The 21,642-nt window shown below is 63.1% G+C and carries 17 protein-coding genes; 7 read left to right on the forward strand and 10 right to left on the reverse strand.

Going from position 1 to position 21,642, the window contains the following annotated elements; genetic code table 11:
- The first annotated feature begins 162 nt into the window (after window positions 1–162).
- The 3 genes from V7082_RS01275 (at window position 163) to V7082_RS01285 (ending at window position 4,960) form a co-directional block, all read left to right on the forward strand.
- Window positions 163–2,373 carry an oxidoreductase gene (locus V7082_RS01275; RefSeq protein ID WP_334145649.1) on the forward strand — a complete coding sequence of 737 codons (2,211 nt, stop codon included), beginning with the start codon at window positions 163–165 and terminating at the stop codon, window positions 2,371–2,373.
- Window positions 2,374–2,637: 264 nt separating this feature from the next.
- Window positions 2,638–2,901, forward strand: coding sequence for a cupin domain-containing protein (locus V7082_RS01280; RefSeq protein ID WP_334145651.1), 264 nt, complete (start codon window positions 2,638–2,640; stop codon window positions 2,899–2,901).
- Between the two features lie 280 nt (window positions 2,902–3,181).
- Window positions 3,182–4,960 carry an APC family permease gene (locus tag V7082_RS01285; RefSeq protein WP_334145652.1) on the forward strand — a complete coding sequence of 593 codons (1,779 nt, stop codon included), beginning with the start codon at window positions 3,182–3,184 and terminating at the stop codon, window positions 4,958–4,960.
- Between the two features lie 308 nt (window positions 4,961–5,268).
- Here V7082_RS01285 and V7082_RS01290 read toward each other — a convergent pair whose 3' ends face one another.
- The gene (locus V7082_RS01290) at window positions 5,269–6,651 is read right to left on the reverse strand and encodes a PAS domain-containing protein (RefSeq protein WP_334145654.1); all 1,383 of its coding nucleotides are present in this window, start codon (window positions 6,649–6,651) and stop codon (window positions 5,269–5,271) included.
- A gap of 22 nt (window positions 6,652–6,673) precedes the next feature.
- Here V7082_RS01290 and V7082_RS01295 point away from each other — a divergent pair, with 22 nt between their 5' ends.
- From V7082_RS01295 to V7082_RS01305, 3 genes are all read left to right on the forward strand, one after another.
- On the forward strand, window positions 6,674–8,551 hold the full coding sequence (locus V7082_RS01295) for a histidine kinase (protein WP_334145655.1): 1,878 nt from the start codon (window positions 6,674–6,676) through the stop codon (window positions 8,549–8,551).
- A 19-nt stretch (window positions 8,552–8,570) separates the two neighbouring features.
- Entirely contained in the window at window positions 8,571–9,323 is a 753-nt protein-coding gene (gene narL, locus V7082_RS01300; protein WP_334145657.1) for a two-component system response regulator NarL, read from the forward strand.
- Window positions 9,324–9,709: 386 nt separating this feature from the next.
- Window positions 9,710–10,717 carry a lipid A oxidase gene (locus V7082_RS01305; RefSeq protein ID WP_334145659.1) on the forward strand — a complete coding sequence of 336 codons (1,008 nt, stop codon included), beginning with the start codon at window positions 9,710–9,712 and terminating at the stop codon, window positions 10,715–10,717.
- Window positions 10,718–11,120: 403 nt separating this feature from the next.
- Here V7082_RS01305 and V7082_RS01310 read toward each other — a convergent pair whose 3' ends face one another.
- The 9 genes from V7082_RS01310 to V7082_RS01350 all read right to left on the reverse strand — a co-directional run bounded on the left by V7082_RS01310 (window position 11,121) and on the right by V7082_RS01350 (window position 20,209).
- Window positions 11,121–11,642, reverse strand: a complete 522-nt coding sequence (locus V7082_RS01310) for a DUF2478 domain-containing protein (protein ID WP_334145661.1) — start codon at window positions 11,640–11,642, stop codon at window positions 11,121–11,123.
- Window positions 11,643–11,843: 201 nt separating this feature from the next.
- Entirely contained in the window at window positions 11,844–13,154 is a 1,311-nt protein-coding gene (locus V7082_RS01315) for a porin (RefSeq protein WP_334145663.1), read from the reverse strand.
- Window positions 13,155–13,285: 131 nt separating this feature from the next.
- Window positions 13,286–14,578 carry a beta-ketoacyl-ACP synthase gene (locus V7082_RS01320; RefSeq protein WP_334145664.1) on the reverse strand — a complete coding sequence of 431 codons (1,293 nt, stop codon included), beginning with the start codon at window positions 14,576–14,578 and terminating at the stop codon, window positions 13,286–13,288.
- Window positions 14,579–14,585: 7 nt separating this feature from the next.
- Window positions 14,586–15,809: a beta-ketoacyl-ACP synthase gene (locus V7082_RS01325; RefSeq protein ID WP_334145666.1), complete on the reverse strand. Its 1,224-nt coding sequence runs from the start codon at window positions 15,807–15,809 to the stop codon at window positions 14,586–14,588.
- A gap of 16 nt (window positions 15,810–15,825) precedes the next feature.
- The gene (locus tag V7082_RS01330; protein ID WP_442909739.1) at window positions 15,826–16,851 is read right to left on the reverse strand and encodes a zinc-binding dehydrogenase; all 1,026 of its coding nucleotides are present in this window, start codon (window positions 16,849–16,851) and stop codon (window positions 15,826–15,828) included.
- Window positions 16,852–16,935: 84 nt separating this feature from the next.
- Window positions 16,936–18,219 (reverse strand): beta-ketoacyl-ACP synthase, encoded by a 1,284-nt coding sequence (locus V7082_RS01335; protein ID WP_334145669.1) that lies wholly within the window; start codon window positions 18,217–18,219, stop codon window positions 16,936–16,938.
- Window positions 18,220–18,230: 11 nt separating this feature from the next.
- Window positions 18,231–19,448 (reverse strand): beta-ketoacyl-ACP synthase, encoded by a 1,218-nt coding sequence (locus V7082_RS01340; RefSeq protein WP_334145670.1) that lies wholly within the window; start codon window positions 19,446–19,448, stop codon window positions 18,231–18,233.
- Window positions 19,445–19,897: a 3-hydroxyacyl-ACP dehydratase FabZ family protein gene (locus V7082_RS01345; RefSeq protein WP_334145671.1), complete on the reverse strand. Its 453-nt coding sequence runs from the start codon at window positions 19,895–19,897 to the stop codon at window positions 19,445–19,447. Before V7082_RS01345 ends, V7082_RS01340 begins: the two co-directional genes overlap by 4 nt.
- A gap of 30 nt (window positions 19,898–19,927) precedes the next feature.
- Entirely contained in the window at window positions 19,928–20,209 is a 282-nt protein-coding gene (locus V7082_RS01350) for an acyl carrier protein (RefSeq protein WP_334145673.1), read from the reverse strand.
- 229 nt (window positions 20,210–20,438) lie between these two features.
- Here V7082_RS01350 and V7082_RS01355 point away from each other — a divergent pair, with 229 nt between their 5' ends.
- On the forward strand, window positions 20,439–21,632 hold the full coding sequence (locus V7082_RS01355; RefSeq protein ID WP_334145675.1) for an SDR family oxidoreductase: 1,194 nt from the start codon (window positions 20,439–20,441) through the stop codon (window positions 21,630–21,632).
- Window positions 21,633–21,642: the final 10 nt, after the last annotated feature.

The raw sequence follows: 21,642 nt of genomic DNA on the forward strand, positions 1-21,642 counted from the left end.
TACGCGCGGGCTGACAACGTTTGGCACTTCGAGGCGGCTACTCAAAAGGTGGTAGTCGCTTTGAGTTATGGACGCTCAATCCGATTTCGGTATGCTTTTTAAGCAGGATGATAAATCCGCAAAAAGTCAATGATAGAGTCGTCTATTCGGAGGGACGCGGGAATGGCTAGGGATCCACGGTTTGATATTCTTTTTACGCCCCTAAAAATAGGTCCCAAAACTATACGTAACAGGTTCTACCAGGTTCCGCACTGCAACGGTTCGGGTACCAATCATCCTGGCATGAACATGGCCAACCGGGGCATCAAGGCCGAAGGCGGCTGGGGCGCGGTTAACACCGAGCAGTGCTCGATCCACCCGGAATGCGACGATACGCTGAGAATTACCGCCCGCATCTGGGATCAGGGCGATATGCGCAACCTGAGCGCGATGGTGGATCACGTTCATAGCCATGGGTCGCTTGCTGGATGCGAGCTGTTCTACGGCGGTCCCCATGCGCCCGGACTCGAGTCGCGCACCATCTCGCGTGGCCCCAGCCAGTACGCGTCCGAATTCGTCACCGTCCCGGGCTGCCCCGGCTTCACGTACAACCATGCGGCGGACAAGGACGAGCTTCGCCGCCTTCAGCAGCAGTATGTCGATGCTGCGCTACGCGCCCGCGATACCGGGTTCGATCTCGTCAACGTCTACGGCGCCCATGCCTATGGGCCGATGCAGTGGCTGAACCCGTACTACAACAGGCGCACCGACGAGTATGGCGGCAGCTTCGAGAACCGCGCCCGCTTCTGGGTCGAGACCCTCGAGCAGATCCGGAAGGCGGTGAATAATGACGTCGCCCTGGTGACGCGTTGCGCCGTTGACACGCTGTACGGCGGCAAGGGCGTCGAGCTCGGCGAGGACGGATTGAAGTTCATCGAGTTGGCCTCGCCTTATCTCGACCTGTGGGATGTCAACATCGGTGACATCGCCGAGTGGGGCGAGGATGCGGGTCCGTCGCGCTTCTATCAGATCGGACACGAGAACGATTGGATCCGTCATATCAAGCAGGCAACCAACAAGCCGGTTGTCGGCGTCGGACGCTACTACGATCCGGAAAAGATGCTGCAGGTCGTGTCGGGCGGTATCGTCGACATCATCGGCGCGGCGCGGCCTTCGATCGCCGATCCGTGGCTGCCGCGCAAGATCGATGAGGGGCGCGTCGACGACATTCGCACCTGCATCGGCTGCAACGTGTGCATCTCGCGTTGGGAGATGGGCGGCGTTCCGTTCATCTGCACTCAGAACGCGACCGCCGGCGAGGAGTATCGCCGCGGCTGGCATCCGGAGAAGTTCGAGCCTGCGAAGTCGGATCACGACGTCCTGATCGTCGGCGCCGGTCCTGCGGGCTCCGAATGCGCGCGCGTCCTGATGGAGCGTGGCTACACGGTGCATCTGGTCGACAGCCGCGAGAAGGTTGGCGGCTACGTCAACGAAGTCGCGACGTTGCCCGGACTTGCGGAGTGGAGCTTCCATCGCGACTATCGCGAAACGCAGCTCACGAAACTCCTCAAGAAGAACAAGAAGTGCCAGCTGGTGCTGGGCCGCAAGCCCATGACGGCGGACGAAATACTGTCCTATGGCGCATCGCGCGTCATCATCGCCACGGGCGCGCGCTGGAGCGGAACCGGCGTGAATTTCAAGACCCACGACATCATCCCGGGAGCCGACGCCAGCCTGCCTCACGTCCTGACGCCGGAGCAGGTCTTCGAAGGCAAGAAGCCGATCGGCAAGCGGGTGATGATCATCAACTATGATGCGTACTACATGGCGCCGAGCCTGGCGGAGAAGTTCGCCCGCGCCGGCCATGAGGTGACGGTGGCCACGATCTGCGGCCTCGGCGCCTACATGGAGTACACCCTGGAAGGGGCGAACATGCAGCGCCTCATCCATGGGCTTGGCATCAACGTGATCGGCGAGACCGGCTGCTCGAAAGTCGAGAAGGGCCGCGTGCAGCTCTTCAACATCTGGGGCGAAGGTTACAAGCGCGAGTTCAAGGGAGCCGGACATCTGCCTCGCAAGGAGAACGACAGCCATACGTGGCACGAGTGCGATACCGTTATCCTTGTGACGGGCCGTCAGTCCAATGACACCCTCTACCGCGAGCTCAAGGCTCGCAAGGAGGAATGGGCCAAGAACGGCATCTCGGATGTGTTCGTCATCGGAGACGCGGAATCGCCGCGGATCATTGCGGATGCGACGTTCGACGGCCATCGGTTGGCGCGCGAAATCGAGGACGCCGATCCTCAGCACCAGAAGCCTTACAAGCGCGAGCAGCGCGCTTGGGGTACGCCGTACAATCCGGGCGAGGATCCGGGCTTGGTATGGCGGTTGTAGGCTTTGCCGGCCTCCTAAGCGGGAACATCAGAAAAAAGGGGCGGCGTATCCTCCGCCGCCCCCGAAAGACCCCACCCCATCAAGGGGTGCGCGCTTCGCTACCGGGCATGTCTTCGCTCACAAGCCGTTAGTGGAAGCTCGCAACCCGCAACATCAGGACATGGTGCTATGGCGATAACGAAGTTTGGAACTTGCAGCGCTCCGAAATCCGAGCCGATTACCTCGGATCTCGATGGGTGGAAGCCGATCGAAGGGTCTCCGTCCATGAAGACGTGGATCGAGAACAAGACCGATGACGGCAAGTTTCTCACGGGGTTCTGGGAGTGCACTCCTGGGACCTATCACGTGACGTACAAGGCGGATGAGCTCATTCATATGTTTGAGGGCAAGATGACGCTGACGCCGGACGGCGGCGGCCCGTCCCAGACGTTCTCGGCCGGAGACAGCCTCCATATTGCGGCTGGGTTTGTCGGAACCTGGAAGACCGAGGCGAAGATCCGCAAGATCTTTGCGATCAGGATCCAGTGAGTTTCTGACGGTCATTTCGTCAGCGCCTTACAGAAAACCGCTTCATAGCGTGGTTTTCTGTAAGGGGGCGGTTGTCGTGCATTGGGATGAGTTTTCAAATTTTTTTGCCGCGTGTTGACTAGGCGTACAGCTCCGCATGGGGCGTCTTCCAAATATGTTTCTTGCTCGACCCAATCGAATGACCGCCTGCGTCCATGACGCTCCGTAGCGTTCAATCCGCGCTATCGGGCGAGAACAAAAAACAGAGCCTCGAAAAACAAAGCCTCTAGGGAAGGGAACCATGAACATAGCTACGGGTCACGTATCGGGGGGCCACCCACCGACGCTTCACCGCACGATCAGCTGGACGGGTGCGTTCTGGGTCGCGAGCGGCGTTCCTGCTCTGGTGCTGTTCTCGATCGGCGGCATCGCCGGCACGACCGGAAACGTCGCGTTTCTGGTCTGGATCGTCAGCATGTGCATGGGCTTCATCCAGTCGTTCACGTACGCTGAGATTGCCGGTCTTTTCCCCAACAAGTCGGGCGGCGCCTCGGTCTACGGCGCGTCGGCCTGGGTGCGCTACTCGAAGCTGATCGCTCCGCTGTCCGTGTGGTGCAACTGGCTTGCGTGGACGCCAGTGCTTTCGCTCGGATGCTCGATTGCGGCCGCTTACATTCTGAATGCGCTTGGTCCGATTCCGGGCGCTGAATCGGCTGAAGTTCTCGCATGGGTGAAGGCGAACGCGAGCTCGATCGCTGCCGACAGCCCGCGCGTTGCCGAATGGCTGGCCGCGAACGCAGGTGCGACGGCCGACGACGCCATGGCGGCGCTTCTCGCGCAGGATGGCGTGGCGGCTCTGACGCCCGCGTTCCGCAACTGGACGCTGGCCACGGGGGCGATCGGTCCGGTGTCGTTCTCGCTCAACTGGACGTTCTTCATCGGTGTCGTGCTGATGCTGATCACCTTCGCCATTCAGCACCGCGGCATTCTCGGCACGGCGAGCGTGCAAAAGTACATCGGCATGCTGGTCATCGTTCCGATGCTGATCGTGGGCATCGCTCCGATCCTGACCGGGCAGATCAACTGGGACAACTACTCGCCGCTGGTTCCGCTCAAGGAAGCCTACGTTCCGGCCAACGGTGAATGGAACATCGGCGGCTGGACGCTGGTGCTCGGCGGCATGTTCATTGCGGCCTGGTCGACCTACGCGTTCGAGACGGCGATCTGCTACACGAGCGAGTTCAAGAACCCGAAGACCGATACCTTCCGAGCGATCTTCTACTCGGGCCTTCTCTGCCTCGTGCTCTACACGCTGGTTCCGTTCACGTTCCAGGGCGTTCTCGGCCTCAACGGCATGCTCGAGGACTCGATCGTTGATGGCTCGGGCGTGGCTGCGGCCATGGGCCAGATGGTCGGCGGCGGCGGCTTCATCACCTCGTTGATGGTCATGATGATGATCTTCGCGCTGATGCTGGCCATCATGACGGCGATGGCCGGCTCGTCTCGCACGCTCTACCAGGGCTCGGTCGACGGCTGGCTTCCGCGTTACCTGTCGCGTGTGAACTCGCATGGTGCACCGACGGCTGCGATGTGGTCCGACCTCATCTTCAACCTCGGCCTGCTTGCGATCGCGGCTGCCGATGCGACGAGCTACTTCTTCATCCTCGCCGTCTCGAACTGCTGCTACATCATCTTCAACTTCCTGAACCTCAACTCGGGCTGGATCCATCGGATCGACAACGCGCACATCGTGCGTCCCTGGAAAGCCCCGACGGTCCTCTTGGCGCTCGGCACGATGTTCGCGTTCGTCAACGCGACGTTCCTCGGCGCCGGCGCCAAGGTCTGGAACCCGGTTGCGCTGTGGGCCGGCATGATCGCCGCCAGCCTCATCATCCCGGTGTTCCTGTTCCGCCACTACGTGCAGGACAAGGGTGTGTTCCCCGCGCACATGCTCGAGGACCTGAACCTCACGCAGGAAGAACTCAAAATCCGCAAGGCTGGGATCCTGCCCTACCTCACGCTGATTGCGGGCGTCGCGGTCGTGCTGACAGCAAACTGGTTCTTCCAGTTGCCAGGGTAAACGAAAAGCGACGGCGCGGCGGCATTTCTCCACTGAGGGAGCTGCCGCCGCGCCGGACCAAAGGAACAAGTCTATCGCAAGGCTTTCTGCCACCAAACAACGGCATCAGACAGGCGACGAGGTCATTCTTTCCGAGCCACCCGGCTCAAAACTTACTCCCCGTACGCGGCTCAGTGCAGGCCGCGTACCCTCAACTGGCCGGAAGCTTCGCGCTTCCGGCTCTTTTTTTTGTAAGCCGGGCAGTCCGCCATTCTTAGCATCAAGACGCAGAACGGCAATCACAATCGAACATATCCCCGGCGACGGGATCAGGATCTGAGCCTGTGCTGGTCAAGCAGCAGCCTCTTGAAGCCTCGCACAGCCTCGTCGTCGCCGTCGCTGGCGATGTCGGTAATAAACCCTTCCAATGCCAGCGGTTCTCCCGTGCTCGAGAACACGCCCTTGCCCTGCTCCCAGACCCATTTGATGGCTCCGGATCGATGAACGATCCGATAGATCAGCTGGAATTTTCGGCGCAGGGCAACCTGCTGCCGCACGAACTCCCAGGCATAAACCCTATCCTCGGGATGGATGATCTCGACGTAAGAAAACTTGGGATCTCCAACAATTTCATAGGGTTCGTAGCCGGTCACATCCAGACATCCGTCGCTGGCAAAATCAAAGCTCCAGTTCCGGTCGTTCTTGCAGCGGTACACCATCCCCGGGATGTTGCTGAGCAGCATGCTGAGCGAGCGCCGGTTGGCCTGGAGGCTGGCCTCCGTGCGCTTCATCTGGCTGACGTCGGTAAAGGTGCCGATGACGCTGGTCCGCTCCCTCTTGATTAAAGACATGGATCGGGCGCGCAATACGACCCAGTATGATGTCCCGTTCCTGCCGATCATGCGGGTTTCGATATGGCAACTGTTTCGCTTTCCGCGGGTGAGGGCAGTAACGTGCGCTTCGACCAGCGACCTGTCTTCTGGATGGATAAAAGATATCAATGGCTTGCCAAGACTGTCCTGAATGGCGTGGTCGAGCAGCGTCGCCCAGGAGGAATTCAGGAAGATGAGCTCCCCGTCCGGGTTGATCTGGAAGACGATCTGCTCGATGCGGTCGATCAGCAAGCGGCAGTCGTAATCGCCCACGGCATCGCCGCCGGCTGCCCGATGGGGCGACAGCAGCGAGACCTGGAGGAGGTTGAGCTCGGAGGTCCCCTCCTCATGCAGCGGGGAGAGAGAGATGTGAACCGGTACGGCGGTACCATCTGCGCAAAGCATGCGCAGAGCCACCGGGGCGTTGTTGAGGTTGCTCCGACCCGCCGTCGCAATTACCTTCGCGAGGGTGCGACGATCGCTCGGATAGACAAGATTGGAGATCGGCATGCCGACGATCTGCTCGCTCATCTCGTGCATGCCGAGCTCCGTGAGGAACGTCTTGTTTGCGACGACAACAGTCGCACGGTCGTCCAGAACGGCCGCCGGAGCGGAGAGCTTGCGCGCAATATCGCCGGCCCATTCGGTCGCGTCGAGATCGCTCTTCTGAGCATTGAGCGGCTTGCCCGCTCTCGCGAACGGGAAGACGGCGATCGTCAGCGTGACGATAGAAAGACCAATCATAGCGGCAGTCAGGCTCGCCATATGGATCTTTAAAGAGAGGCTCCCGTCCCACCAGGTCCCGAGAACCACCAAAAAGACGATGCCCAGCACCGCCATACAGAAAACCTCTAGACTCATAATGCTGGCCTATGGGGATATGCGCAGCGGTCTCGCGCGCGTTGCCTCGATCATTCAGCCTTCGCGATTTCAGCGGATATTCGTCGAGCTCAGAAGGCTCGCGCAGCACGCCATCTACGTTCGCCTCTTGACGCTGCTTTTCTGCATAGCCGTCACCTCAATCCTGATCCAGGCCGGGTCACTGTTTTTGTTTGACTATATTCCTGCCGCCCGCTCCGTCGCCACCAAGATTCACCACCAGGAGCATTATTGGAAAAGCCGGCTCGATCTTGCGAGAGCGGAGTCTAGCACCGACGCAGAAGCGATCATCCGGCGACTGGGCGATGCTTATTTGAATCTGCCTGACAGCGAGACGTCGTGGCTGATCAGCCGAGCTCATCATAATCTGAGCGCAGAATTCGAGAATGTCGGCACTATTGAAAACAAACTCAAGCGTGCAACTCAGGATGGATGGCCTACCGCAAGCTGGTTGCAACTAGCGGATGAACTGGTAGCGTCATACGCTCAACTTGGTATCGCATTGCAGCATGATGCCGCCATCAAGCAGACGACAATTGTTGCACTGCAGTTTGTCGCCTTGCTTTACCTTATGTTCTGCATCGCCAGAATTGCATTGGAGATGCGGCATGTGCTCGTCGAGCGGTTGGATAGGCTTGTGGAGTTCATTCCGGAAAAATATTCCGACGGCTCCGCCCAAGCGGAGGGCGATGAGTTTCTGCGCCTCGAGCACAAAATATCGAGCGTGACGGCGCGTCTGGAAAGATACACCGCCGAGGCAACCTGGACGAGCAAGATCAGCGAGCATCTGAGACGCGTCGTCAGCGCTCAGGAGTTCCTCTTCAGGTTTGTCGAGATGATCAATGAGCATCCGCTCAACGAGGCGATGCTCCGAAGGATGCTCTATTCCCTCGAACGCGCATTGGACGTCAACAATGCCGCGATCATCTATACGGAAGACGAGCCTCAGACGTCGACGGGACGCTCGATGTATTCCAACCACGAGCCCCTTCCGTTGAGCGACGGCATCTTCAGCGAGCTGCGCGTGTCGGGCTCCTCGATGTTCATCGTGAGCAATCCGGATAACACGCAAGCGCGCTGCGTTGCCGTGGCCTTCGACGAACCGTCCGGGGAGAAGGGTGCGTTGCTCGTCGAGATGGATACGGAGCGCTTCCTTGACGATGCGGAGATGCAGGTTCTGCAAATCACCGTCGGCCTGCTGTCCCTAACCTCGAAATTCCAGAACCACGATCAGGAAGGACGGCGCATCGCCGTGCTCGAGGAGCGAGCCGCTATCGCGCGCGAGCTGCACGATTCCCTCGCGCAGTCGCTCTCGTTCATGAAAATTCAATTGGCCCGTCTGCAATCGAGCAGTGTCGCCGTCAACAACGGTCCGGTCATCGGGGAATTGCGGGCAGGTCTCAATAATGCGTACCGGGAACTGCGCGAGCTTCTGGCGACTTTCCGCGTACATATGGATGTGCGCGGGCTGCGCTACGCGATTCAACAAGCCATCGACGAGTTCTCTCAGCGATCCAGCCTTTCCATCTCGTTGGACAATCGGCTCGTAAACTGCGAGCTGACCGCGAACGAGGAATTTCATGTTCTGCAAGTCATACGCGAGGCGTTGTCCAACATCGTGCATCATGCCTCAGCGGACAGCGCCTTCATCGAACTCGCCATGGAGGCGAACGGGTCGGTAGTGGTTACGATCGACGACGACGGCGTAGGCTGCAGACCTGCCACGGACGGGCACGGGCACCATGGGCACACGATCATGAAGGAGCGTGCTTTCAGCCTGGGCGGAAACATCGAAATCGTGACGAGACCGCAAGGCGGTACTCGCGTCAAGCTGACGTTCATACCGAAGTCGGCTCAATAAAAAACTATGGGTGGAGGAAATGATCAAAGTGATGCTCATCGACGATCATGCGTTATTCCGCAGAGGAGTGAGGCAGATCATGTCGGACGACTCGAACTTCGAGATCGTGGGAGAGGCGGCCTCGGGGTCGGAGGGATTGGCGTGCGCTCAGACGCTGCAGCCGGACATGGTCCTGATCGACCTTAATATGAAGGGGATGGATGGGCTGGAGACCCTTCGCCGCTTCAAGGCGACCGGCCTTGGCGCACGCTGCATCGTGCTCACCGTGTCTGATGCCGAGGAGGATCTGTTGGAGGCGCTACGCGCCGGTGCGGACGGTTATCTGCTCAAGGACATGGAGCCGGAAGACCTGTGCTCGAGCCTTCTCAAGGCCGCGACGGGGACCACCGTTTTACAGGACCGGCTTACGGACGTTCTGAAAAACGTCGCCCTGGAGCCTGCATACAAAAAGCACACCAGCGACGACGAGCTGACCGAGCGCGAGCGGCAAATCCTTCAATGCCTGGCCGACGGCCTGAACAACAAGGCAATCGCCCGCTCTCTGGGCATCAGCAGCACCACCGTCAAGGTGCATGTCAAGAACGTGCTACGTAAACTGAACCTGTCGAGCCGTCTTGAAGCGGCCGTCTGGAAGCATCAGAACAAGCCCCGTTGCGAGCTGTCGGGATGCTGCCCATACGGATCCGACCGCGAGGAGCGCGGCAAAAAAAGTATGCTATCGCAGCTGACCGATGCCATCCCGACGAAAAGCCAGGGGAGCGTCCGTCGCTAGTCTCATCCGTGCCTTACCTCGAGTGTGTTGTTCTCATGCGGATCGCAATGAGCTCCCCGTTCTTAAAGGGACGGACGGGCGACGCCTTGGACTGAAAGGGCCCCAAGCGATCACAGGCCAGGCGGTCAGTGCCCCAAGCGATCAGGGCCCAAGCGGCGAATATCTTCCTCGCGCCCGATGCGCTGTTTCATGCGCCGCTCAGCGTTCCCGATGGAACGGCGTTCCAATGTGACGCCAGCCGCGCCCGGCGAAGCAATCGGCCAGCACCTGATATCGGTCAAGGACCGACACCCGTCGACTTGCTAAAGCCACCGCGGCGGCTATCGGGCAACGGGATGACTGGCGCCCCGGCGGCCCAGCATCGCGATCTCAGGGACATCCAACACATGCATGCGACGCTTCGCTCCAGGATCGATCTCAATCCGTCTGCCAGCGCGCCGCTCGGCGCGGCAGTCGACAAGTTTACCGCCATCGCGGCCGCTGGAATTCTTTGTGCAGTGGCGGTATCCGCCAGCCTTTCGGCGTCGATCGAACCCGATGATGCCGCAAGCGCGCGGGGCGGAGTATCGACACCCTCGCCGGAAGAGGCCCGCTCCGATAGCGGCAAGGTGTTCGTCGGGGGTTATGTGGCGCAACCCTTCTACGCGCGCAGCGACGTTCACATGACACGTCCCGACGGAACCGATATCACGCTCAAGGGGCTCGGATGGGATGGGGACGCGCTTCAGTTTCCGATCGACGGCGGCGTGCGCGCGGTCACGGGGACGCAACCCCTCGCGTTTATGGTGGATTTCCTCCACAACAAGGCTGTCTCTCGTCTCGGCAAGGGCGCCCATGGCCGGAAGATCGCCAATCCGGTGATCGAGGACGCCGACACGGTCGGCACGCTCAAGGGAGAGCCGGCGCCGCCGCGCGTGAAGCTAACCGATGTCTTCGAGCGTCTCGAGTTCACGCACGGGCACAACGTGCTGCTGTTCACGCCAATCCTGCGGTTCGCCAATGTCACGCCGCGCATCCGTCCCTATATCGGCGTCGGCGCCGGCTTTGCGCTGCCGCATGTCGAGGTGTGGTTCCCCGGCGAAAGTAAGGAGCACAAGACCAATGAGTATCAGTATGCCGGGCCGGCCGCACAGGTGCTGGCGGGCTTCGAGATCAAGACCGGACGGGTCTCCGTCTTCGTGGAGTACAAGCACACCTTTGCCTGGATCTCCGCCGCACTGACGGGAGACCGATCCTGGCTCAACTTCGATATGCCGGGAGATCTCTTGAGGGGGCTTGGGCGGTGGTGGCGCGGTGAGGAGCCCAAATTCGGGCGGATCAGCACGACGCTCGCGGCCGATCAGATCGCCGTCGGGGCGGGCTATTGGCTGGGCGGACAGTCTCAGGGTCGCTAGAGCATTTGCGTTTCAGGTGGAAACAGCGGTTCGGCATGCGGAAGCGTGTCTGGACTCCGGCCTTCGCCGGAGTGACGTTGAGTTTGCGTAGCCGGCCTGCATACAAATGACGTCATCCCGGCATCATGGCGGAGCCATGCTCCGCATGGACGGCCGGGATCCAGACACGCCAATTGCTCGCATGACCATGTTTCCATCTAAGTCGGAACGACTCTAGACCAGCGTCATTATTCGATCGAGCATCGGCGAGCCGGACGGGCGCGGTCGTTCACACCTCGGCTCGTTTGCAAGAGCTTGCAAAATTCATAAGACCTGCTGCGCGACCGTTCCTCACGGCCGCATGGAAGTCCTCACGTCACGGCCCATCCAATTATGGGACCAGCCCGCTTGGCGAGATCGGGCTTCAAGGGGATGGCGTGCTTGATGCGGCCGCCTCGCACCAGCTTAGAACCTCGTCCACATCGGTCGGCAACAGAAGCGGATCGCCGCCGACGAAATCGGTCCATGCCTCGAGATGGATCTTTTTCAACCCGATGAGAACCGGCACCTCCAGGGAGACCGCGTTCTCGATCATGTCGCGGAAGCCATGACCTTCCGTTTCGCGTTTGCCGAAACGATTGACGACCACGAGCTTCGTCTCGGGATCGAGAGACGAGGTGGCGAGGCCGACCGAGTCCTCGAGCGCCTCCGTGTCGAGCCGGCAGCCGGCGGCGTTCGGGCCGAGGGTGTCGGACGTCTCGATGCAAGCGCCTGTGGCCAGGTCCTCGAGCGTCATTTCGCAACGGCTGTTGCGGACCGCCCCCGGAGACTGCACGGCACCGGCCAGTTTCCATCCGGCCTGACGCAGACAGTAGCTGACGCTGGCCAAGAGCGTGTCGACGGTCGAGCCCTGATTGCCTTCATACACGATTGCCGCGATGTTCATCGGTAGGTCCTCGGTCTCAGCGGAAAACCATGCCCGCCGGGCCTTCCCGGTCAAGGTCACGGCCTCTGCAGCAGACACCGAGAGTAAGCCAAGGATCGAAGCGGTCGGCGTTGACCTGGGTTAAGAGAGCGCGCGGGCCGGCCTCACCTCGACAGAGGTCCTGAATGCGGCGGCGCAAAGGCGTCTGCGCCGATCCTGCCCTCAGAAGTTGATGAGGCCGCCGAAGCTGACGAAGTCAGCGTCCTCGAGATTGTCGAGGTCGGAGATGCCGTCGATATCGGCCTGATAGTGCTGGTATTTGAGGTAGACCGTCATGGCCGCGGCGTCGATCTCCTGGGCGATGCCGCCGCCGATGCGCTCGAGCGTGCTCGAGGTGGCGCCCATGTTGATTGCGGCGGGGCCGAGCTGGTCGTTGTAGCGGGCATAGTCGCCGTAGACGATGGTGGCGCCGAGGGGCAGGACTTTGCGGCGGATGCCGGCCTTGACATAGTAGTGGTCGCTGTCGGGCTCCAGGCGTCCCGAGGTCAGCGCAGTGCCGTTGTTGTCCTCGTTGCCGTAGATGCCGTGCAGGAAGAGGCCGGTGGCGAGGTGCTGGACGTAGGCGCCGGCCTGGAAGAACTCGGAATCCTTGTGGTCTGCGGGGACGACGAAGGAGGTGGTCTCGCTGGTCATGGAGGTGTACCCGACACCGGCCGCCACCTTGAAGCCCGCGATCTCACCCGAGTAGCGGGCCGCGAGCTCCCAGAAGTCGTCCTCGCCCCAGCTCGCCGAAGCGGAGAAGCCGGCAAACGTGGGCGTGTCGTAGCGCACGCCGTTCATGACGATGCCGTTGCAGTCGCCGCCGAGGGGAGCGCCCTGCGTGTAGCAGAAGCCAAGCTGGCCCCAGGTCAAGGACGAAAGCTCGCCCGACGAGGTGCGGAGGCGAAACTGCGGGAAGCCGGCGAGGAAGGTGTAATTGTCGATGATCTGCGTGCCGGAGAGGTCCGTGAACATCCCCGCGCTCTTGGCGGCATGGGCGAGGCGGCCGACGCTGAGCTTGCCGAGGCTCTCGCTCTGCAGATACCAGAACGACATCTGCGTGTTGAGGTTGCCGTTGTTGCTGCCGTTGAGCTGGTTGATGGCGTTGTCGCCGCCGGCGAAGGCGTTGCCGGTCAGATCCTGGATGCGCAGCATGTAGCCCGCGGTCCAACCCGGCGCGATGGTCGCCTGGCCGTTGAACTTGACGTGCGAGGCTTGTGTGGGGCCGAGACCGTGGATGTAAACGTTGCTCTCGGTGCCGTCGTCCCACACCGTGATCTCCTGGGCGATATAGCCGGAGACGGTGAGGGAGACCTTGCGGTTGCCCTTGCGGGCGGTCGTGGCCTCGAGCTCGGCCACGCGCTCTTCGAGATCGGCGCAGCAGTCGCCGCCGAGATCGGCCGCAGACGCCGGCAAGGGAGCGAAGACGGCCAAGCCTGCGAAGGCCGCGAATAGTCCGGCCGATGCCAATGGCGCCGATGCGCGTCGAGACATTTCCTGTTTTCCTCTGCCGGACATCTCGTGCGCCTCGAAACCCGCCATGGCGCGAATCAGAATTCAGATCGGAAGCAAATTAGAACATTGTGGGATAAAAAGCGCCGTGCCTTTGCTGCTCCACGTCAAGGTCAGGCGGGGCCGGGTTCGGCGGCGCCCAGCACGAGGGAGGCGTTCTGCCCGCCGAAACCGAACGAGTTCGAAAGCACCGTCCTCACCCGCGCCGTGCGGGCGATATTCGCGACGACGTCAATCGGGATTTCGGGATCAGGCGTCGTGCAGTTGATGGTCGGCGGCAACACGCCGTTGCGGATGGTGAGCAGCGAGAACACGGCCTCTATCGCCCCCGAAGCCGAGAGCGTGTGGCCGATCATCGATTTGTTCGAGCTGACCGGCGTGGCCGCGAGATGGTCGCCCAGCACCGCATGCAGCGACAGGTATTCCATCTTGTCGTTCTCGGGCGTGCTTGTGCCGTGGGCATTGACGTAGTCGATCTGCCGGGGGTCGACGCCGGCGTCCGCGAGCGCGTTGCGGATCGCTCCGATGATCGCCGTGCCGTCGGGCTTGGAGCGGGTGCGGTGATAATCGTCGGCTTTCTCGCCGCAGCCCAGAACCTCGCCCAGGATCTCGGCGCCGCGCGCACGCGCCGCCTCGTAGGACTCGAGCACCAAGGCGCCCGCTCCTTCGGCCATCACGAACCCGTCACGATCCTTCGAGAACGGGCGTGAGGCTCCGGCCGGCGCGTCGTTGCGCGTCGAGAGCGCCGAGAGGAGCGAGAAGCGGATCAGGGCCTCGATCTGCACCGAGCTGTCGGTGCCGATGCAGAGCGCGGCCTCGGTATCGCCGCGGCGGATAGCTTCGACGCCGAGCTGGATCGCCGTCGCGCCGGAGGCGCAGGCCGTCGAGACCGAGACCGGCAGCCCGCGCGTGCCGAGCCCGCGGGCCACATGCTCGGCGACGCTGGCGAATTGGCAAAGCGCCTGCAGCTCGCTCCAATCGGACGCGCGCGCGGCGGCCAGCAGGCGCTTGTAACCCGTTTGAGCCGGCTCCGACGATGCCTCGTAGAGGGCTCTGCGTTGCGGCCATTCGATCTCGGCGGGAGGCGTCGCCAGGAAGAGCGGCCCCGGAAAGGCCGCCTTCGACCCGATGCGCGCCTGGCCGATGGCCTCGCTGCCGGCGGTGAGCGCCATGTCCGTCGAGAGCGCGGCGGCGGAGTAGGGCCGGGTGCTCGGAAAATCGACGGTGCCGGCGATGGTCGTGCGCAAGCCATCGGTGGGAAACCGGGTGATGGACCGGATGCCGGACCGCCCCTGCGTCAGCGCGGCCCAGTTGTCCCTCTTGCCCTCACCGAGCGAGGTGATGACCCCCATGCCCGTCACGGCAACGCGCGGACGGCCCTTGCTGTCACGATATGCCGTGCTCATTGCGGCCTCACTGGATTGCTTCGACGAGTGCAAGGCCTTCGCCCCGCCAATGGCCGACGCCGGTGACCAGCACATGCTCGAGCGGCGTCGAGAGCGGGCCCTCGATATCGGCTGGCCCCGAGGGCGGGAGCGAGGCTTTATGCTCGAGCGCCAGGGCGGCCAGCGCCACGCCCATCGGGAAGTGGGCTTCGACACCATGTCCGAGCAGGCTGCCGTAGGCGCGTGCCGCGACCACCCGATCGCGTGCGGCGAGGCGGGTGAGAAAGACGAGCTCTTCCTTGGTCGCCGGCTCAGCGCCGCTGGCGCCGCTCAGGACCAGAAGCGGGCCGGCCAGACTCTCGCGGTTCAGGCGCGGGAGAAGCTGCAGCAGAGTGTGCATAACCTCTCCCGGCTCCCGGTTTGCCCGGTCGGTTTCGATCGCGGTCAGGCGCGCATAGCGCTTGGCGCCTCGGGCTTCTGCATGCGCGGCAGATTCGAGCACGACAAAGGCGCCCATGCTGCCGGGACTGAAGCCGCCGCCGTCGTCGCGCCGCTCCCATACCGGCCGGACGGGGCCGCGCCACAGGTTGTGGCCGATCTCGTAGCCGAGCAGCAGATCCTCCCGCTCAGCGTTGAGCGCACCACCAACGAGAACGACATCGGCTTGCGAGGCGGCAATGCGGCGGAACGCGTTCTCCATGGCCGCAAGGCCCGCCATCTCTTCGCCCATGAACGTCCGCGACGAGCCGGTGACATTGTGCACGATCGAGATGTTGCCGGCGAGCATGTTGGAGAGCTGGGCCAGAAACAAGGTCGGGCGCAGGGCACTCGGCAGCACTTCCTTGGCCAGGAGCGCCGCGTCGTCGCGGGGGCCAAGCTTGTCGAGAACCTCGCAATCGACCTTGGTGTCACGCTCGCCGCTGCCGGCGGCGACAACGAGATGGGTTTGGTCGAGCAGATCGGGGTGCCCGGCGATGCCGGCGTCGGAGAGCGCCAGCCCGGCCGCGTGCACGCCGATCCGCTGCCACAGCTCCATTTGCCGCTGATCGCTCTTCTTCGGGATCTGTTTCGAGAAGTCGAGCTCCGTCAGGGGATGCACGGAGTAGGGCGCATAGCGGGTCTCGTCGACGACGGGCACGACGGGGGCGCCCGAGAAAAACCGTTCGGCGTGCTCGTTGGCGTCGGCCCCGAGCGAGCTCACGAGCCCCACGCCCGTGATCCAAACCTCGTTTTGTTCTGCCGGATTGCTCACATCAGCTCTCGAAATGTTAGAGGGCCACCACGATTTTTCCGAACACGTCGCGCGCTTCGAGACGTGCCAAGCCCTTCTCGATCTCGTCGAGGCGAATGACGGTGTCGATCGTTGGAGCGACGAGGCCCTTGGCCATCTTTTCCATGACGTCTCGCATGTTCTGCATGCGGCACCCGAAGCTGCCGATGAGTCGCAGCTGCTGCTGGAACAGCAGGTAGAGGTTAGTGCTCTGCGCGACGCCGGTGGTCGAGCCGCAGGTCACGAGGCGACCGCCGCGCTTGAGAGACATGATGCTGCCTTCCCAGGTCGCCGGCCCGACGTGCTCGAATACGACGTCGACGCCGCGCCGCCCCGTGATTTTTCGCACGCGTCCTTCGACCCGCTCCTCGCGGTAGTTGATGACGTGATCGGCGCCGAGGGCCGCGGCCTTCTTTGCCTTCTCTGCGGTGCCGACCGTCGTGATCACGGTCGCGCCCACGGCCTTGGCGAGCTGGATTGCCGCGGTTCCGATGCCGCTGCCTCCTGCGTGAACGAGCACCGTCTCTCCGGCCTTGAGTCCGGCATTGTCGAACAGCATGTGCTCCACGGTCCCGAACGTGATTGGCGCGCAGGCGGCCGCCATCACATCGAGCCCCTTCGGCGCCTTGACGGCGATGCGCGCGGGCACGTTGACATGGGTACGCAGGAAGCCGTCGATATGAAAGCCGTACATCGCCTGCGGCCCTTCGCAGAAATTGTCGCGACCCTCGCGGCAAGGCGCGCAGGTGCCGCAGGTTCTCGCGCCGTAGATCGCCACCGTGTCGCCGCGGAAGAGATCCTCGACCGCATCGCCCACGTCGACGACCTCGCCGGCCGCCTCGGCTCCGAGAATGATCGGCAATTCGCGCTTGGCGAAGGCCATTCCTCGCCAGCTCCACACGTCGATATGATTGAGCGCCACGGCGCCGATGCGGATCTTAACCTCATCGGGTTTGGGCGGCGGCACGTCGTCGACCACGTTGACGACGACATGGCGCTGGCCGTGAAGCTCGGCTGCCCGAATGGTCGTGCTGCGCATCCGCTCGCCTTCGCTACCGTACATGATGAGGACCTGTTCCGATGGTTGTGGAGCCGTTTCGACGTGAGGTCATGCGGGCTCTCCCGAAAAGACGACGCACACGTTCTGGCCGCCGAAGCCGAACGAGTTGGAGATGATCGTCGATACGCGGGCGGGCCGGCTGACGTTGGGCACCACGTCGAGCGGAAGATCTGGATCCGGCTCGTCGTAGTTGATAGTCGGCGGCAGCATGCCGGTCTCGAGCGTCAGCACGGAGAAAACCGCTTCCACCGAGCCGGCCGCAATCAGCGTGTGGCCGACGACGGACTTGTTCGAGCTGATCGGGGTTCGCGCCAGATGGTCGCCCATGACTGCCCGAAGCGACAGGTGCTCCATCTTGTCGTTCTCGGGGGTGCTGGTGCCGTGGGCGTTGATGTAGTCGATCTGCTCGGGCTCGACCCCGGCGTCGGCGAGGGTCTTGCGAATGGCGCCGATCATCGCCGCGCCATCCGGTTTCGAGCGGGTCCGGTGATAGTCGTCGGCCTTCTCGCCGCATCCGCGCACGACGGCCAGAATTCTCGCGCCGCGCGCCTTCGCCGCAGCGTAGGATTCGAGCACGAGCGCGCCGGCGCCTTCGGACATGACGAAGCCGTCCCGGTTCTTCGAGAAGGGCTTCGAAGCCTTTTGCGGCTGCTCGTTGGCCGTCGACAGGGCGGAAAGAAGAGAGAAACGGATCAGTCCTTCGGGGTGGACCGTCGCGTCGGTGCCGACACAGAGGGCCGCCTCGGTGTCGCCGCGCCGGATCGCCTCCAGACCGAGCTGGATCGTCGTCGCCCCCGACGCGCATGCGGTGCAGACCGAAAGGGGCTCTCCCTGAGTGCCGAACCGCTCCTGCAGGCGGTCGGCGATGGAGGAGAACCGCACATGCCGCGCCAGGCTCGCGAACGCGCCCGTCCGGGCGTTTGCAAGAATACGCCGGTATCCCGCGAGCTCCTCGTCCCGGCCGGCGCCGTGGAGTTTGCCGAGGTGGGGCCACTCGAGCTCGGAGGGCGGCGTTGCGACGATCAGCGGGCCGGGAAAATATGATGCGCGGCCGATGCCCGCCTGAGCGATCGCCTCGCTGGCTGCGGCCTCGGCAATGGCGGTCGAAAGATCGTGGGCGGACGTGGGGGCGACGGCGATATCATCGACGGTGCCGGCGATGGTGGTTCGCAGCCCCTCGGTCGGAAAGCGCGTGATGGACTTCACGCCCGACTGCCCGGCCAGGAGCCTGGTCCAGCAATCGGACGCGCCGACGCCGAGCGACGTCACGAGGCCGACGCCGGTGATCACGACCACCGGCCGGCCCTTATGGTCGAGGAGTGGGCCCTCCATGGTGCTCGCCCTCACCACGCCGATTGCACCAGTGCCAGCGCCTCGCCGCGCCAATGGCCGAAGGCGGTGACGAGAATCCGGTCGACGCGCAGGTTGGACGGGGTCTCGACCTCGGATGTGCCGAAAGGCGGGTAGAAGGCATCGTTGGACATCGCCAGGGCCGCCAGCGCCAGGCCCGCCACGAAATGCGCTTCGAGCGAATGACCGAGCAGGCTTCCCCACGCTCTCACTTGCGGGTTGAACCCGCGCCGCTCGATACCGGCGAGGAATTGCAGCTCTTCTGCCGTTGCGGGCTCGGCTCCGCTCGCGCCCGACAGTATGCCGATATTGGGGGTGTCCGAATCGAGCGGAAGGCGGCTGAAGAGCCGGGCCGCGGCGGCGGACGCTTCTCCGGACCTGCGGCGCGAGCGATCCGAGAGAACGGTGGACAGGCGTGCATAAGGCACCGCGCCCCTGGCGTGAGCGTGCCCTCTGGCCTCGAGAACCAGAAACGCACCGAGGCTGCCCAGCACGAGGCCGCCGCCCTGGTCGCGGCGCTTCCAGACGGGCCGATAAGGCCCGCTGCACAGGGCGCCGGCAAGCTCCGAACCGAGAAGCGCATCCTCGCGCTCGGCATTGAGCGCTCCGCCGACGAGGAACACTTCCCCTTGCCCGGCCTCGATCCTGTGGACGGCGTCAGCAACCGCCGACACGCCGGCCATCTCTTCGCCCTTGAAGGTGCGCGACGATCCGGTCGCCTTGTGAACGATGGAGATGTTGCCTGCGAGCAGGTTCGAAAGCTGCCCGAGGTAGAGCGTGGGGCGCAGCCCCGTCGCGAGCTGTTGATTGAGATAGGCGCCCGTGGGTCCCTCCGCGCCGCTTCCGGCGAGGATGCGCGAATCGAGGGCGAGGTCCCGCTCGCCGTTGCCGGCCGCGATGCACAGATCCGTCCGTTCGAGAAGCTCCTGATCTCCGGCAATATTGGCGTCGGCGAGCGCGAGCCCTGCGGAATAGACGCCAATTCTCTGCCAGCGCTCCATCTGGCGCTGGTCGCTGGTGCGGGGGATCTGATGCGCGAAGTCGATGTCCGCGAGGGGATGAACCGTGTAGGGCGCGAAGCGCTCGTGGTCGACAACCGGCTCGGGCGCGATCGGACGGCCGAGCTTTTGCCAATGTACGTCCGCGCCTTCGCCGAGCGAGCTGACAAGCCCGATGCCGGTTATCCAGACCTCCTCGCGCCCTTGCCTCATCGGCTCGCCTCTGCCGGCTTCAGGAAGCCGAGCCGTTCGCCCTCCCGCCGGACATGCTGCTCGAGTGCGCTCGAGGGAAAGGCCGTGGTGCGCATGGTGAGCTGGGCATCGCTGACGCGCTTGCCCACGCAGTCGAGGGTGGTCGACATGACCGCGTAGCCGGAGCCCGCATGAATGCGCGATGCGCTCACCTTCAATATCGATCCGGGGGCCACGAACGAGCGGAAGTTCGCCGTCTTGGCGCACGCGAAGAACGGCATCCGCGTGAAGCCGTCGAGCGTCATGAGCAGATACCCGGCGGCTTGCGCCATGGTTTCGAGAAGAAGTACGCCCGGCATGATGGGATAGCCGGGAAAGTGCCCTTCGAAGACAGGGCTTTCGATGGGTACGCGCGCCACCGCCACGAGAGAGGCCTGCTCGGCGTCGAGCGCCTCGATCTCATCGAGCATTTGGAAGTATTCTAAACGCATTGTCGGTCGTTATTGCGCGGCAGCGACGCGCAGGGAGTCGATCTGGGCGCAGATGTTGCCGACGATGAAATAGTCGTCGCCCTTGTCCTTGCCCTCGTTGACCCTGGCCATCCACTCTTCGACGGGAAGCTTGATGCCGAACGTCTGGTCGATCTCGAAGGTGATATCCAGGAAGGCGAGGCTGTCGACGCCGAGATCCTTCATGACATGAGACTGCGGCGTGATCTGCTCCACGGGGACGTCGCTGCTCGATGAGATAATGCCGGAAACGGTTTCGTAGGTTGAGGCCATCAGCATACTCCCGGTTTGGTAAACGTGCGGATCCCCCGCAGCCGCGCTCCGCCTTTCCCGAATCCGGAGCGCAAGCCTGGTCCGCGCGACAGGTTGGCTACTAGCAGCGCCGCCGCCGCCCCCGCTTGACGAAAATCAAATCCGCAAGCGATTGCGGCGGCTATCGCTTCGCAAGGCAGTGGACCGGGGCAAACCGTCAACCATGATCGCGAGCGCAACAGACCGTCTTATGGAGCTGGAGATCGGCCAGACGGAGAGCCTTGCGCGTACGATTTCGGCGGAAGAAGTGGCCGCCTTCGCCCGGCTTTCCGGGGATTGTAACGCGCTGCACATGGATGACGAATTTGCCGCACGCACCGAGTTCGGCCAGCGCGTGGTGCATGGATTCCTGCACGCCAGCCTTCTCTCGACGCTGGTCGGAATGAAACTGCCCGGTCGCGGCGCTCTCTACATTTCGCAAAGCATCGAATTCACCAAGCCGGTGTTCATCGGGGATACCGTCGAGGCGCGGGCGACGATCGAGAACATCGATAGGGAGACGCGCCTCGTCACGATGCGGACGGAAATCCTGCGCTCCGAGGACGATTGCGTCATGCGCGGGACGGCGACGGTGAAGGTGCTTCGCCTGGCCGAGCCCAGGAAGCGGGATCCGCTTCCGGCCGAGGCGGGTGCACTCCGACTTCTCGAAGGGCGCGTCGCCCTCGTCACCGGTGCCTCGCGCGGCATCGGCCGGGCCATTGCGCAACTCTTCGGCCAGCATGGCGCAACGGTCTGGATCAACTATCACAAGAGCCAGACGGCTGCCGAAACGCTTGCGCGAGAGATCGTCGAGCGAGGAGGCACATGCCGCCCGGTTCAAGCCGACATCACGCGCGAGGACGATGTCGCAAGGATGATGGAGCAGGTGACCGCAGAGGGCGGCCTCGACATCCTCGTCAACAATGCCGGTCCTAAGATCGTGTCGGCACCGTTCTCCCGCCTCCAATGGACCGACCTTTCCGATGCCTACGATCAGATCGTCGGCGGCGCCTTTCGCGTCACGCAGGCGGCGCTGCCGGCCTTGAAGGCGCGCAAGGGCAAGATCGTGACGGTTGTTTCGTCGGCCGTCCTCGGCCGCACCGCGCACAATTGGCTGCCCTATGTCGCGGCCAAGAGCGCGCTCCTGGCGATGAGCAAGAACCTGGCGCAGGAGCTGGGTCCGGACGGGATCACGGTGAACATGATTTCGCCATCGCTGGTCGAGACCGATCTCGTGGCCAACGTGCCCGACCGCATGCGGGAGATGACGGTTTCGCGCACGCCTCTGCGCCGTCTCGCAACGCCGGAGGATGTCGCGGGCGCGGCCCTGATGCTTGCTTCACCGTACGCAGCGTTCATCACCGGAGAAAACCTGCTCGTGACGGGTGGCGAGCACATGCTTTGAGGAGCCTCGG

The organism is Hyphomicrobium sp., assembly GCF_036833075.1.
In the GTDB taxonomy this organism is placed as follows: domain Bacteria; phylum Pseudomonadota; class Alphaproteobacteria; order Rhizobiales; family Hyphomicrobiaceae; genus Hyphomicrobium_C.